This window comes from Streptomyces sp. NPDC058877, from assembly GCF_042742855.1.
In the GTDB taxonomy this organism is placed as follows: Bacteria; Actinomycetota; Actinomycetes; order Streptomycetales; family Streptomycetaceae; genus Streptomyces.
The window spans coordinates 1-14,411 of sequence record NZ_JBHYMF010000173.1; the positions used below are offsets into that span (position 1 = coordinate 1).

Below are 14,411 nucleotides of genomic sequence, written 5' to 3' on the forward strand. Positions count from 1 at the left end.
GTCGAGGCCGCCAACGACGTGGTGTCCCGGAATACGCGCAGAGCCCGCGACTGGTACCACGCCTTACCGAAGACTTGGAGGCCGCGTGCGACGACGTCGGCAATGGGCTTATCCACATGCGCGTACGTGATGAAAGCGTCGTATCGCAGCGTCCGTCGCTCAGCCACAACAGCCTGCTTCAGGGCCTCTTGGATCGTGCGCATGACCTCGTCGAGCGGAGCGTCCGTGCGCGCCACGGCGACCACCACGTCACCCGTCGCGGAAGCGTGGACGGCGGGCCCCGCTTCGGCCGGGGAAGGAGTCTGCGACCCGCTCGGAACGCTCTGGGCGCCCGGCGCCGAAGGGGCGGGGGAGGGGCGTCCCGCGCCTATGCCCGTGCCGAAGGTCTCCCGGACGATGGCGAAGGCGTGGTCGAGCTGCGCCTCCACGTCGCCCTGGCCGCCCGCCCGCAGCCAACGGCGCAGCACGTGGTTGTGCGCGGTGACGACGGCCGACGCCGCCACCTCGGCGAGCAGCGGGTCGTCGTTGCCGTCGTGGTGGTCCCGCTCGTCGAAGTGCCCGAGGAGGTAGCGGGTGAAGAGCCGCTCGTAGCGGGCCACCGAGGCGATCTCCCGCTCCCGCAGGGTGGGGACCTCACGGGTGAGCCGGTAGCGCTCCACGGAGACCGCGGGGGACCCCGCGTACATCTTCATGACTTCCTTGATGCCCCGGCACACGGTGTCGAGCGGGTGCTCGTGCGGCGGCGCGGCGTTCAGCACCGCCTCCGCCCGCACGAGGGTGTCGTCGTGATCGGGGAAGATCGCCTCTTCCTTGGACCGGAAGTGCCGGAAGAAGGTCCGCCGGGCGACCCCGGCCGTGGCCGCGATCTCGTCCACGGTCGTGGCTTCGTACCCCTTGGTCGCGAAGAGCTCCATCGCGGCGGAGGCGAGTTCCCGGCGCATCTTGAGCCGCTGAGCGGCGGCACGAGTGCCCGCCGCGCTCTCCGGAGCGTCGGACGGGGACGTGGCACGGGGTGTCTTCGCGGCCTTGGGCATGGTCCGAACGTACTGCATCGGACCGGGAGTGTGCCCAGGTGGGGGCGGGGAGGCCCCCGGGGCACCGGTGGCGCCCGGGGGACTCAGCAGACCGCCCCAGCCGGCGTTGCGGGACTCAGCGTCGGGCATATTCGCGGAAGCCGCGCCCCGTCTTGCGGCCCAGGCACCCCGCCGCCACCAGGTGTTCCAGGAGCGGTGCCGGGGCGAGGCCCGGGTCACGGAACTCGCGGTGCAGCACCTGCTCGATCGCGAGCGACACGTCCAGGCCGACCACGTCGAGCAGCTCGAACGGCCCCATCGGGTAGCCGCCGCCGAGCTTCATGGCCGCGTCGATGTCGTCCAGGGTCGCGTAGTGCTCCTGGACCATCTTGACGGCGTTGTTCAGGTACGGGAAGAGCAGCGCGTTCACGATGAAGCCGGCCCGGTCGCCGCAGTCCACCGGGTGCTTGCGGATCTTCGCGGTGACCTCGCGGACGGTGGCGTGGACGTCGTCCCCGGTCAGCACCGTCCGGACGATCTCGACCAGCTTCATCGCCGGCGCCGGGTTGAAGAAGTGCATGCCGATGACGTCCTGCGGACGCGTGGTGGCACGGGCGCAGGCGATCACCGGCAGCGAGGAGGTCGTGGTGGCCAGCACCGCGCCCGGCCTGCAGATCTTGTCGAGCCGTGCGAACAGCTCCTGCTTGACCTCCAGGTCCTCGGCGACGGCCTCGACGGCCAGGTCCACCTCGGCGAACGCGTCGAGCGACCCCGCAGGAGTGATCAGGGCCAGCGTCTCGTCGCGGGCCTCGCCCGTCATCCGGCCCTTGTCGACCGAGCGGGCCAGGGACTTGGCGATCCGGGCCTTGGCGGTGTCCGCCTTCTCCTGGGAGCGCGCGGCGAGCACGACCGCGTACCCGGCCTTGGCGAAGACCTCGGCGATCCCGGACGCCATGGTGCCCGAACCGGCGACGCCCACCGAGCGGACCTCGCGGCCCGCTCCGGCCCCGGCCGAGGCGAGCGGGGTCAGCGCGTCGCGCACCACCTCGGCGGAGCCCGGCGCCTCGTACGTGTAGAAGCCGCGGCCCGTCTTGCGGCCCGTCAGGCCGGCCTCGCTGAGCTGCTTGAGGATCGGGGCCGGGGCGTGCAGCCGGTCGTGCGAGGCCGCGTACATGGCCTCCAGGACCGTACGGGCGGTGTCGATGCCGATCAGGTCCAGCAGCGCCAGCGGGCCCATCGGCAGACCGCAGCCCAGCTTCATCGCCGCGTCGATGTCCTCGCGGGAGGCGTACTTGGCCTCGTACATGGCGGCGGCCTGGTTCAGGTAGCCGAAGAGCAGCCCGTCGGCGATGAAGCCCGCACGGTCACCGACCGCCACCGGCTCCTTGCCGAGGTCCTGGGCGAGCCGGGTCACGGCGTCGACGGCCCGCGGGTCGGTCAGCACCGACGAGACCACCTCGACCAGCTTCATGGCCTGCACCGGGGCGAAGAAGTGCAGACCGAGCACCCGCTCGGGGTGCGCCGAGTCGGCGGCGAGCCGGGTCACGGAGAGCGCGTTGGTGCCGGTGGCCAGGATCGCGTCCGGCCGGACGATCCCGTCGAGCGCGCGGAAGACCTCCTGCTTCGCCTCGTAGGACTCGGGCACGACCTCGATCACGAGGTCGGCCTCGGCCGCCGCCTGAAGGTCGGAGAAGGTACGGAAGCGGGCCAGCGTGTCCTGCCGCTCCTCCTCGGTGATCCGCTCGCGGGCCACCGCACGGGCGGTGGAGGCCTCCAGGGCGGCGACGGCCCGGGTCGCGGCGATGTCGCTGGTGTCGATGCCGATGACCTCGCGGCCGGCTCGGGCGAGGACGTCGGCGATGCCGGTGCCCATCGTGCCGAGACCGACGACGGCGATGGTGGAGAGAGGGGTGTCCATCAGGGGACTCCAGAGGAAGGGTGACGACTGAGGGCAGTGCGCGCACGAAAGGCGCGGGAAAGCACGAGGGCGATGCCCGGAGAAAAGAGGGCCGTGCCCTGGAAAGAGGAAGACGGACCCTGTCCCGGAGTCACGTCGAAACTGCCGAACCGACGAGCAAACACAACGGCTGCGTCACCAGGCCGTTGTGAGAAGTGCGGGTGGTGCCCGCTCACCTGAGACTAACCGGCCGGTAACGAGCGCGCCAGTCCCGGGAAGTTGGGAAAGTGTGATCTGGATCGCGGATAGGCTCGGATTCATGGATAACGCCGCGGATCCAGAATTCTGCTCGATGATCGATCGATTGCGGGACGAGATCGAGAAGGGCGTCGGAGAAGTCCCGACGGCATTCGAAGAACTCGTGGGAACGAACGATCCGGAAGAACTGCACCGCGCCCTCACCGCCACCGGGCAGCCGCTCTGGGTCCGTGAGATCGCCGCCTACTCCCTCGGGGTCGCCGGCGACCCCCGCGCCTTCGAGCCCCTGGTCCTGCTGCTCAACCACCGCGACCCGGAGCGCTGCGTCACCGCCGCCCACGCCCTGGTGCGACTCGGTGACCCCCGTACCGCCCGCGCCGCTGCCGCCCTCGCCACCAATGAACTCCGGGTCTCCTACGCCCTGCTGCCGGTCCGGCTGCTCGTCGAACTCCGCGCCCCCGAGTCCGTGCCCGCGCTGATCACCGTTCTGAAGAGGCGACTTCCGGCCGCCGACCCCCATTGGCGGGTCGGTCTCGCCTGTGTCGAGGGCCTCGGCTCGCTCGGCGACCCCCGTGCCCGCACCGCCTTGGAAGCCGCACTGCCGCACCCCAGGCTCGGTGTCGCCGCCCGACGCTCACTCGCCCGCCTGGCCCCCGACCGCTGACGGCGCCCGCCCCGTTCGCGCGGGGCGGGCGCCCGTGGGGCGAGGGGAGGAGTCAGCGCACGTGGCCGAGGAGGCCGTGGAGGGTCGTGCCGAACCCCTCCGGTCGCGAGGAGCCGACCCGGTCGGCCGTGGCCTCCGGAACCGTCGCCCGCGCCGGGGGCACGGGCTCCGGCTCCGGCAGCGCGGCGCAGACCGCGTCCACCTCGGTCGCGTCCCCGCCGCGCGGGACCTCACCGGTGGCGAGGTAGGCGGCCAGGTGGTCGTCCAGGCAGTCGTTCCCGGCCAGGGTGACCCCGTGGTTCCCGCCGCCCTCTTCGACGACCAGGCTGGAACCGCGCATCAGCCGGTGCAGGGCCACCCCGCCCTCGTACGGCGTCGCCGCGTCGTTCGTCGCCTGGAGGATGAGGACGGGGGGCAGCTGGTCATTGGTGACGTCCGGCGGGCTCAGGGGGTCGACCGGCCAGAAGGCACAGGGCGCGTTGTACCAGGCGTTGTTCCAGGTGGAGAACGGTGCCTTCGCGTGCACGTCCCAGTTGTCCTTGCGCCACACGTTCCAGTCGCGGGGCCAGGCCGCGTCCCGGCACAGCACGCTGGTGTACACCGAGTAGCCGTTGTCGGTGGCGGAGTCGGCCTCTCCGTACCGCTCGTACGCCTCCGTCAGCGGCGCCGGGTCGTCGTCGTTGACGTACGCGGCGAAGGCGGTCGCGAGGCGGGGCCAGTAGCCGTCGTAGTAACCGCCCGGCAGGAAGGTGTCCTCCAGCTCGCCGGGGCCGACCTTCCCGCCGGCCGGCGTCGTGCGCAGCGCGTCGCGCATCCGGTACCAGGCGGCCTCGACGGCCGCCGGGTCGGTGCCCAGGCCGTAGACGGCGTCCTGTCGGGCCACCCAGGCCATGAAGTCCTTGTGGCGGTCGTCGAAGGCGAAGTCCTGCGCGATGTTGTCCTCGTACCAGACGCCGTGCGGATTGACGACGGAGTCGAGCGCCATCCGGCGGACCCGGTCCGGGTACAGGCGTGCGTACACGGAGCCCAGGTACGTGCCGTACGAGTAGCCGAGGTAGTTGATCTTCGGGGCGTCGAGCGCGTCGCGGATCGCGTCCAGGTCCCGGGCGGTGCTCACGGTGTCGATGTACGGCAACACGTCCCCGTACTTGTCGCCGCAGGCCTTCGCGAAGGCCTGTGCCCGCGCGACCGCCGCGCGCTCCGCCGCCGCTCCGGTCGGCACCGAGTCCGCCCGCACGGGGGCGAAGTGGCCGGGTGCGCAGTCCAGGGCGGGCTCGCTTTTTCCCACCCCACGGGGATCGAAGCCGATCACGTCGTACGTGGCGGCCACCTTCGGGGGCAGTGAGGCCGCCACGTAGCCGGCCATGCTCCGGCCGCTGCCCCCGGGCCCGCCCGGGTTCACGAGCAGTGGCCCCTGGAAGGTCTTCGAGGTGTGCGGGACCCGGGTGAGGGCGAGCGTGATCAGCCGGCCGGCCGGGTCGTCGTGGTTGAGCGGCACCTTCAGGGTGCCGCACTGGAGCCGGGGGTAGGTCTTGGTGCCGCAGTCGGTCCAGGTGAGCCGGGGGAGCGGTCGGGGGCTCGGTTCGCCTGCGTCGGCGGGGGCGGCGGGCAGGACGGTGACCGTCCCGGCGACCAGCGCTCCAGCGGCGATCAGCATTCCTGCGCGTGGGGTCATGGGGCCTTTGTGTCCCGAACCGGGGCGGAGAGGACCCGTTTCGGCGAGAGTTGACCCGAACGGAGGGGGAGTCGACGGCGTGTCAGATGCTCCGATCTGATGATCGGGGGAATGTGTGGAGGGGGTGCCGGGGCGGGCTGGACCGCTCGGTTGTGGTCGCCGGGGAAGGGGATCCGGGCAGGGGGCTCCGACGCGTGCCGTTCCGTCGCCCGGGACCGATGCCGAACTCGGCAGCGAGGTCGTGCACCTGGCGGGTGATCCGGCGCTGGTACCGGATCGGTGCGTACGCCCCGTCCGCGTACATCCGCTCGTACTGCGGCACCAGGTCCGGATGGTGGTTCCGCAGCCAGGCCGTGAACCACTCGCGGGCGCCCGGCCGAAGGTGCAGCACGAGCGGGGTGACCGAGCTCGCCCCGGCCTCGGCGATCGCGCGGACCGTCGCCCGCAGCTGCTCGGGACGGTCGCCGAGGAAGGGCACCACGGGAGCCATCAGGACCCCGCAGGCGATCCCGTGCTCGCCGAGGGCGCGGACGACATCGAGGCGCCGCTGCGGCGAGGGGGCGCCCGGCTCGACCGTCCGCCAGAGGTCCCGGTCGGTGAATCCGATCGACACGGAGATGCCGACCTCGGTGACCCGGGCGGCCTGGACCAGGAGCTCCAGGTCGCGCAGGACCAGGGTGCCCTTCGTGAGGATCGAGAAGGGATTGGCCCGGTCGCGCAGGGCGGTGAGGATGCCGGGCATCAGCCGGTACCGCCCCTCGGCGCGCTGGTAGCAGTCGACGTTGGTGCCCACGGCGATGTGCGCTCCCTGCCAGCGGGCGGAGGCGAGCTGGCGGGCGAGCACCTCCGGGGCGTTGGTCTTGACGACGATCTGGGAATCGAAGTCGCGTCCGGTGTCGAGGTCCACGTGACCGTGGGTCCTGCGGGCGAAACAGTACACGCACGCGTGCGCGCAGCCTTGGTACGGGTTCGCCGTCCATTCGAACGGCATGCGGGAAGCGCCCGGCACCCGGCTGAGGATCGAGCGGGCCCGGACCTCGTGGAAGGTGATCCCCCGGAACTCCGGAGCGTCGAAGGTGCGGGTGGTGACCGCTTCCGCGGCGAACGGGGTGATGCCGGCGGGGTCGGCAGGGGTGTCGCCCAGATGGTCCCGGCGCATGGACGCCCTCCTCGGTGGTTCGCGTCTGCCCGTCATTCAGAATAGAACATCTGTTCCATTGATCGCTGCAACCCGGATTTCGCCCCCCGGGACGCACGTGGTTCGCTTGGGCCACACCCCGAGGAACCACAAGCTGGAGGAAGTCAATGGCGCAGGTCGAGGCCACCACGGAACGGATCATCGCCGCGGACGCGGAGACGGTGTTCGACGCGCTGGCCGACTACAGCGGCACGCGCGCGAAGGTGCTCCCCGAGCACTTCAGCGAGTACGAGGTGCGCGAGGGCGGTGACGGCGAGGGCACGCTCGTCCACTGGAAGCTCCAGGCCACCAGCAAGCGCGTCCGCGACTGCCTCCTGGAGGTCACCGAGCCCACCGACGGACAGCTCGTCGAGAAGGACCGCAACTCCTCGATGGTCACCACCTGGACGGTCACCCCCGCCGGCGAGGGCAAGTCCCGGGCCGTCGTCACCACCGTCTGGAACGGGGCCGGCGGCATCGGGGGCTTCTTCGAGAAGACCTTCGCGCCCAAGGGGCTGGGGCGCATCTACGACGCCCTTCTCGCCAAGTTGGCGGACGAGGTCGAGAAGTAACGCCCGGAGCGTTCACCGATTCGAGTGGATCGCCCGCGCCCCCGTACCGGAGTTCCCGCGTACCGGGGCGCGGCCCGCTCGCGGATGCGCTGATGGGCGAGTCAAGTGCGCCGCCCCGTCGGACCGTTCGACGGTGCTGCGCAACCAGCCCCCGTACCGGCCGACTTGCCCCCTTCGTGCGCAATGCGAAGGGCGGCGCGGCGAGGGGAGCGGCACGGGGGTGCGAGCGCGAAGGGCGCCGGAGGAGGTGCGGGATCCCGTTCCGTCCGCTGATCCGCACCACCGCCCGGGTCGGACCCCGTGGACCCCACCCCCACCCCGTCCGGCTGGACTTCCGCGGCCTCGCGGCCTCGCTGCCCCTGGTCGCCCCGGAGCGGGCGATCATCGCCACGGTCCTGCCGGCCGCCGGTGGGGGCCGCGCCGGGCGTGACCTCCGGCCCGGCCGGCAGAACCGACGACGGGCGACCTCAAGAGGAGGCCGTCGTGGCCCTCCGCAGCGCGCTGATGCAGCTGCCGATCGCCTCCTGGAGGGCTTCGAGACGCTGGAGCATGTCGTCCTCGTAGGTGTCCTCCTCCAGCACCTCGTCCAAGGTCAATTCCTCGAACACCTTCGTCGCCTTCTGCAGGCTGTTGTAGAACCTGGTCCGCCGCTCCTGGACGCGCAGTGCCGGATCTTCTTCGACCACCTTGGCCACCAGGCCCTTCACCGCGTCGTAGGCCTCGCCGGCCCACTCGCCCGCCTCCTCCGAGTCGTCCAGTTCGTCGAGGAGGGACAGGTGCCGTTCGGCCTCGGCGCGCAGTTCGGCCGGCGCCGCCACGGTTTGCCCGGCGGGCGTCTTGATCTGGCCGTTCTCCACGATCTGTCGGACGTACCCGATGCGGTCGGCGGCCCTGGCCTCGCTCGCCACCGCCTTCTTCAGGCCGTCGGTGCGGGCGAAGGCCCGGGCCATCTCGGTCTGGAGGGACGGATCCTCCTTCATCCGGTCGAGCAGCGCCCCGCGGGCAGCCTCCGCCGTGCCGGGGTCGGCGAGGATCGCCGCCCGCAGCGCCGTCGGGTTCTCCGCGACCTCCAGGGCCTTCGTCGGTCTGATGCCCTCTGCTTCCGCGGCGGCGCTGATCGCCTGGCCGCGCACGGAAGCGGCACCGTTGCGGGAGGCGTAGTACGAGAGCCAGACGTCCGCGTCGGGCAGTTCGACGTCCTCGCCCGGGGCCAGCACCTCGAACTGGGGGACGAGACCGTCGTCGGCCGCCGCGTCCCAGGCCCGGTAGTACCGCATCACCCGCTCCGGCGAGCAGCCGGAGAGTTCGGCGAAGGCCTTCGCCGAGACCTTCGTCCGGGCCGTCCCCTCGGCGGGCTGTCCGCCGGGCCGGACGCTCCGGGCCACCTTCAGCGCGAAGGTCCAGCCACCGGTTCGCGCGTACGCGCCGAAGTCCCGGGCGTCACGGACGACGACGGGGTCGTGTTCCGCACCGGGGCCGTCCGTGCCCTCGGCGCGGTCCGCGTTCCCCGGGGCGCCGGGCGTGCTCCGGGGTGCGGAAGCCCCCGGTGCCGCCTCGGACTCGGGCGCCGCCGGCACCCAGAACTCCGGCTCCTCCGCCATCACGGGCCCGGCGTGCTCGGGAGCGGCGTGCCCGGGCCCGGTGACCGGAGGGGCCTCGGCGGTGGCGGGCGCGGAAGGGGGGAAGGCGGTGGTCACCGAGGGCTCTCCGGATGCTGGGGGACGACGACTGCGGCCGATAGCCTATACGCACCTCTTGGGGAATTTTCGCCCGATTCGAAGATCGGCGGGCCGGGGCCTCCGGAACCGCCGGGGTGATCCGTACCGCCGTCCGGAGGGCATCGGCGGTCCATCCCAACGACGGTTATCCACAGGGCTGGTAGGGCGACTCGGCGGCGCGTACGGTGCCAAGCATGAAGATCCTCATCAGCGCCGACATGGAGGGCGCAACCGGTGTGACCTGGCCCGCCGACGTGCTGCCCGGCACGCCCCAGTGGGAGCGGTGCCGCGCGATGTTCACGTCCGACGTGAACGCCGCGGTGCTCGGCTTCTTCGACGGCGGCGCCGACGAGGTCCTCATCAACGAGGCGCACTGGTCCATGCGGAACCTGCTCCTGGAGCAGCTCGACGAGCGCGCCCAGATGCTCACCGGGCGGCACAAGTCCCTCTCGATGGTCGAGGGCGTGCAGCACGGGGACGTCGACGGCATCGCCTTCGTCGGGTACCACACCGGCGCCGGGACCGAGGGCGTCCTCGCGCACACGTACCTCGCCAACTCCATCACCGGGGTCTGGCTGGACGGTGAGCGGGCGAGCGAGGGGCTCCTCAACGCTCGTGTGGTCGCCGAGTACGGCGTGCCCGTGGTGCTCGTCACCGGGGACGACCTCACCTGCGAGGACGCCCTCGGCTATGCGCCGGAGGCGCTCAAGGTCGCGGTCAAGGACCACGTCTCGCGGTACGCGGCGGTCTGCCGCACCCCGGCGAGAACGGCCGCGGACATCCGTGCCGCGGCGAAGGCCGCCACCGCGCTCGCCGTACGGCGAGCTCCGGTCCGGGGCGGTCCGTTCACCGTGGAGCTGGAGTTCGACGCCGAGCACCTGGGTGCCGCCGCCACGGTGGTTCCCGGCGTGGCGCGGAGCGGTGAACGTCGCGTCGCGTACGACAGCGGGACGATGTACGAGGCAATCCGCACGTTCAAGGCGGTCACGACCATCGTCTCGGCCGCGGTGGAGGAACAGTATGGTTGAGGAGGTCCGGGAACCGGACGCGGCGGCGCTCGACGAGGTGGTCACCTTCACCTCCGAGCTGATCCGCATCGACACCACCAACCGGGGTGGCGGTGACTGCCGGGAACGACCGGCGGCCGAGTACGTGGCCGAACGCCTCGCCGGCGCCGGCATCGACCCCCTGCTCCTGGAGCGCACTCCCGGCCGCACCAACGTCGTGGCACGCATTCCCGGCACCGACCCCTCGGCCGAAGCGCTCCTGGTCCACGGCCACCTGGACGTGGTGCCCGCGGATCCTGCCGAGTGGACCGTGCCGCCCTTCTCCGGCGAGGTCCGTGACGGGGTCGTGTGGGGGCGCGGCGCCGTCGACATGAAGAACATGGACGCGATGGTCCTGGCGGTGGTCCGCTCCTGGGCCCGGCAGGGAATCCGCCCGCGCCGTGACATCGTCCTCGCCTACACCGCCGACGAGGAGGCCAGTGCCGAGGACGGCTCCGGCTTCCTCGCCGACCGGCACCCGACCCTCTTCGAGGGGTGCACGGAGGGCATCAGCGAGTCGGGTGCGTTCAGCTTCCACCCGCAGGCCGGCACCACCCTCTACCCGATCGCGGCGGGTGAGCGGGGTACCGCCTGGCTCAAACTCACCGCCCATGGCCGGGCCGGCCACGGCTCCAAGGCGAACACGTCCAACGCCGTCACCCGCCTGGCCGCCGCCGTCGCCCGGATCGGCGCACACACCTGGCCGGTCCGCCTCACCAGCACGGTCCGCGCCTCCCTCATCGAACTCGCCGCCTTGTACGGCATCGACATCGACACGAGCGCCCCCGACCTCGACGTCGACTTCCTCCTCGACCGACTGGGGCCCGCCGCCGCTCTCGTCGAGTCGACCGTCCGCAGCAGCGCCAACCCGACGATGCTGAAAGCCGGTTACAAGGTGAACGTCATTCCGGGACAAGCCGTCGCCTATGTCGACGGACGCGTGGTGCCGGGTGGGGAGGAGGAGTTCGCCACCACCATGGACCTGCTCACCGGGCCCGACGTGGAATGGGAGTTCCACCACCGAGAGGTGCCCCTCGAGGCCCCGGTCGACTCGCCGACCTTCGCGAAGCTCAGGGCTGCCGTGGAGCGCTTCGAACCCGCCGGACACGTCGTGCCGTTCACCATGTCCGGTGGCACCGACGCCAAGCAGTTTTCCCGGCTCGGCATCACCGGCTACGGCTTCTCGCCGCTGAGGCTTCCCCCCGGCCTCGACTACGGAGCGCTCTTCCACGGCGTCGACGAGCGCGTCCCCGTGGACGCCCTGCACTTCGGCGTCCGGGTCCTCGACCACTATCTGAAGTCCGCCTAGACCCATGACAGGGGGAGCCGACATGACCATGACCCCAGGCGCGTACGGCAGTTGGCCGTCACCCGTCGATGCCGAGCTCGTTGCCGCCAACGACGGGCGCCCCGAGTACCTCGGTGCCGTCGGCGACGAGCTGTGGTGGACCGCACCCCGATCCGCCGAAGGCGGCCGGCGCGCCCTCCTCCGGCGGCGTGCCGACGGAACCGAGGAGAGCCTCCTCGTCGCCCCCTGGAACGTCCGCAGCCGGGTGATCGAGTACGGCGGGCAGCCCTGGGCCGCGGTCACCCGTCCCACGGGCGGGCCGCTCGTGGTGTTCAGTCACTTCCCCGACCAGCGGCTCTACGCGTACGAACCCGATGCCGTTCCCGGCGCCGAGCCGCGTCCGCTCACCCCGGTTTCCGCGGTCGGCGGCGGATTGCGCTGGGCGGACCCGGTGATCCGTCCGGATCGGGACGAGGTGTGGTGCGTCCTGGAGGAGTTCACCGGCCCCACCCCGACCGACGTGCGTCGGGTCCTCGCCGCGGTGCCGCTCGACGGGTCGGCCGCCGAGGACCGCGGTGCCGTCCGTGAACTCTCGGACGGACGCCACCGGTTCGTGACGGGCCCCCGGCCCTCCCCGGACGGGCGACGGGTGGCCTGGATCGCCTGGGACCACCCCCGCATGCCCTGGGACGGCACCGAAGTGCAGCTCGCCGAGGTGGCCCCCGACGGCACCTTCCGCGGAGCCCGCACCGTCGTCGGCGGAACCACCGAGTCGATCGCTCAGGTCGACTGGGACGCCGCCGGTCGGTTGTTGTTCGTCAGCGACCTCACCGGATGGTGGAACCTCTACCGCGCAGAGCTCGACGACGACGGCAACGCCGCCGGACCGCAAGCGCTCTGCCCCCGCGCCGAGGAGTTCGGGGGACCGCTCTGGAAGATCGGCCTCCGCTGGTTCACACCCTTGGAGAACGGCCTGATCGCCGTCGTGCACGGCCGGGGGACCACTCGTCTGGGCATCCTCGACCCGGAGCGCCGCGCCCTCGTCGACGCCCCCGGTCCCAAGACCGAATGGGCGTCCACCCTCGCGGCGCACGGCACCCGCGTGGTCGGCCTCGCCGCCGGACCGCAGAGTTCCTACGAACTCGTCGAACTCGACACCCGCACCGGTCGCAGCCGCGTGGTCGGCGCGGCGCACGCCGATGCGGTCGACCCCGCGTACCTCCCCGAGCCCAGGATCCGAACCTTCACCGGTCCCGACGGCCGGGAGGTCCACGCACAGCTGTACCCGCCCCGGCACCCGGAGTTCACCGGGCCCCGGGGCGAGCTACCGCCGTACGTGATCTGGGCGCACGGCGGTCCCACCGGCCGCGCCCCGCTCGTTCTCGACCTGGAGATCGCGTACTTCACCTCCCGGGGCATCGGCGTCGCCGAGGTCAATTACGGCGGCTCGACCGGATACGGCCGGGAGTACCGGGAGCGCCTGTGCGGGCAGTGGGGAGTCGTCGACGTCGAGGACTGTGCGGCCGTTGCGGCGACGCTCGCCGCCGAAGGCACCGCCGACCCCGCACGCATCGCGGTGCGCGGTGGCAGCGCGGGAGGTTGGACGGCGGCCTCCTCCCTCACCCGCACCGACGCGTACGCCTGCGGCACGATTATCTACCCCATCCTGGACCTGCGGGGCTGGGCCACCGGCGAGACCCACGACTTCGAGTCCCAGTACCTCCACGGATTGGTCGGACCGTTCGACCAGGTGCCCGCCCGTTACAAGGAACGTTCTCCGATCGAGCACGTCGACCGCATCACGGCCCCGTTCCTGTTGCTCCAGGGCCTCGACGACGTCATCTGTCCGCCCGCACAGGCGGAGCGCTTCCTCGCCCGGACCGCCGGCACGGGCGTCCCGCACGCCTACATCGCCTTCGAGGGGGAGGGGCACGGCTTCCGTCGAGCCGACACGATGACCCGGTCCCTGGAGGCGGAGCTCGCGCTGTACACCAGGGCCTTCGGCATCGTGCGCACCGACACGGTCGACCTGGAGTACCGCACGTGACCCGGATGGATTCCCTGGCCCGGGCCGAGCGGCTCGGCCCCGGGGCACGGGTCGCGGTCGTCGCTCCCAGCGGGCCCGTGTCCGAGGAGCGCCTCACGGCCGGACTCGACGTCCTGCGCGGGTGGGACCTGGAACCGGTCGTCGCCCCGCACGTCCTGGAGGTGCATCCCGCACTCGGCCACCTCGCGGGTGCCGACCGGTTGCGCGCCCGCGACCTGACCGAGGCCTGGTGCGACCCCTCGATCTCCGCCGTGTTCTGCGCCCGCGGCGGATTCGGGGCCCAGCGGATGGTGGACCTGGTGGACTGGGCGGCGGTGCGGGCGACCGGGCCCAAAGCCTTCGTCGGCTACAGCGACGTGACCGTCCTGCACGAGGCCTTCGCCCTCCGTGCGGGCTTCGCCACCCTGCACGGACCGATGGTTGCCGCTGCCGGGTTCCCGTCGGACGCGCGGGCCCAGGAGTCGTTGCGGGCCGCCCTCTTCGAGCCCGATGCGGTCCGGACGCTCGGCCTGGAGACGGCACGGGCCCTGGTGCCTGGCCGCGCCCGGGGGGTGACGCTCGGCGGTTGCGCCAGCCTCCTCGCCTCTGACCGCGCCACCCCGCACGGGCGGCGCTCGGCACGGGGCGGGCTGCTGCTCCTTGAGGACGTGGGGGAGGAGCCGTACCGCCTCGACCGCATCCTCACCCAGCTGCTGCGCTCCGGATGGTTCGACGGAGTGGCGGGCATCGCCCTCGGTTCCTGGGCGGAGTGCGGCCCCTACGAGCAGGTACGGGCGGTGCTCGTCGACCGCCTCGGCGACCTGGGGGTACCGGTCGTGGAGGAGTTGGGCTTCGGACACGGCACGGCCGCGCTCACCGTGCCGCTCGGCGTGCCCGCCGCACTCGACGCGAACACGGGCAGACTCACCCTGGAGGTGCCGGGCCTGCGCTGACGGACCGCGCGACACCGGGGCGGGCGACACCGGACCGGGCGCCGGCGCGTCGTTTCCGTGCGCCCCGAGCGACCGGTGTTGCGGGACGGCACGGGGCCCGGCACGCCCGGAGCGGGAGGCTGTC

10 protein-coding genes and 1 pseudogene are annotated in these 14,411 nt (G+C 72.2%); 6 read left to right on the forward strand and 5 right to left on the reverse strand.

Going from position 1 to position 14,411, the window contains the following annotated elements:
* Positions 1 to 173: 173 nt before the first annotated feature.
* Positions 174 to 1,034, reverse strand: a pseudogene (locus tag ACFW2Y_RS28710) (TetR family transcriptional regulator); the annotation flags it as partial.
* A gap of 115 nt (positions 1,035 to 1,149) precedes the next feature.
* Positions 1,150 to 2,931, reverse strand: coding sequence for a 3-hydroxyacyl-CoA dehydrogenase family protein (locus tag ACFW2Y_RS28715; protein WP_384885018.1), 1,782 nt, complete (start codon positions 2,929 to 2,931; stop codon positions 1,150 to 1,152).
* Between the two features lie 298 nt (positions 2,932 to 3,229).
* Between ACFW2Y_RS28715 and ACFW2Y_RS28720 the strand changes: the two genes are divergently transcribed.
* The gene (locus ACFW2Y_RS28720) at positions 3,230 to 3,832 is read left to right on the forward strand and encodes a HEAT repeat domain-containing protein (RefSeq protein ID WP_384885019.1); all 603 of its coding nucleotides are present in this window, start codon (positions 3,230 to 3,232) and stop codon (positions 3,830 to 3,832) included.
* A 52-nt stretch (positions 3,833 to 3,884) separates the two neighbouring features.
* Here ACFW2Y_RS28720 and ACFW2Y_RS28725 read toward each other — a convergent pair whose 3' ends face one another.
* Positions 3,885 to 5,507, reverse strand: a complete 1,623-nt coding sequence (locus tag ACFW2Y_RS28725) for an alpha/beta hydrolase (protein ID WP_384885021.1) — start codon at positions 5,505 to 5,507, stop codon at positions 3,885 to 3,887.
* A gap of 82 nt (positions 5,508 to 5,589) precedes the next feature.
* Positions 5,590 to 6,666, reverse strand: coding sequence for an Rv2578c family radical SAM protein (locus ACFW2Y_RS28730; protein ID WP_384885022.1), 1,077 nt, complete (start codon positions 6,664 to 6,666; stop codon positions 5,590 to 5,592).
* Positions 6,667 to 6,812: 146 nt separating this feature from the next.
* Between ACFW2Y_RS28730 and ACFW2Y_RS28735 the strand changes: the two genes are divergently transcribed.
* Positions 6,813 to 7,256 carry an SRPBCC family protein gene (locus ACFW2Y_RS28735; protein ID WP_351190252.1) on the forward strand — a complete coding sequence of 148 codons (444 nt, stop codon included), beginning with the start codon at positions 6,813 to 6,815 and terminating at the stop codon, positions 7,254 to 7,256.
* A 467-nt stretch (positions 7,257 to 7,723) separates the two neighbouring features.
* Here ACFW2Y_RS28735 and ACFW2Y_RS28740 read toward each other — a convergent pair whose 3' ends face one another.
* A complete protein-coding gene (locus ACFW2Y_RS28740; protein ID WP_384885028.1) occupies positions 7,724 to 8,857 on the reverse strand; it encodes a hypothetical protein in 1,134 nt (377 codons plus the stop codon).
* 311 nt (positions 8,858 to 9,168) lie between these two features.
* Here ACFW2Y_RS28740 and ACFW2Y_RS28745 point away from each other — a divergent pair, with 311 nt between their 5' ends.
* The 4 genes from ACFW2Y_RS28745 to ACFW2Y_RS28760 are packed head-to-tail and all read left to right on the forward strand — an operon-like array spanning position 9,169 to position 14,287.
* Positions 9,169 to 10,002 carry a M55 family metallopeptidase gene (locus ACFW2Y_RS28745; RefSeq protein WP_384885024.1) on the forward strand — a complete coding sequence of 278 codons (834 nt, stop codon included), beginning with the start codon at positions 9,169 to 9,171 and terminating at the stop codon, positions 10,000 to 10,002.
* Positions 9,995 to 11,329 carry a M20/M25/M40 family metallo-hydrolase gene (locus ACFW2Y_RS28750; RefSeq protein ID WP_384885026.1) on the forward strand — a complete coding sequence of 445 codons (1,335 nt, stop codon included), beginning with the start codon at positions 9,995 to 9,997 and terminating at the stop codon, positions 11,327 to 11,329. The genes ACFW2Y_RS28745 and ACFW2Y_RS28750 overlap by 8 nt, the downstream gene beginning before the upstream one ends.
* A gap of 28 nt (positions 11,330 to 11,357) precedes the next feature.
* Positions 11,358 to 13,355, forward strand: a complete 1,998-nt coding sequence (locus ACFW2Y_RS28755) for a prolyl oligopeptidase family serine peptidase (RefSeq protein ID WP_384885029.1) — start codon at positions 11,358 to 11,360, stop codon at positions 13,353 to 13,355.
* A gap of 5 nt (positions 13,356 to 13,360) precedes the next feature.
* A complete protein-coding gene (locus ACFW2Y_RS28760) occupies positions 13,361 to 14,287 on the forward strand; it encodes an LD-carboxypeptidase (RefSeq protein WP_384885030.1) in 927 nt (308 codons plus the stop codon).
* The last annotated feature ends 124 nt before the right edge of the window (positions 14,288 to 14,411 follow it).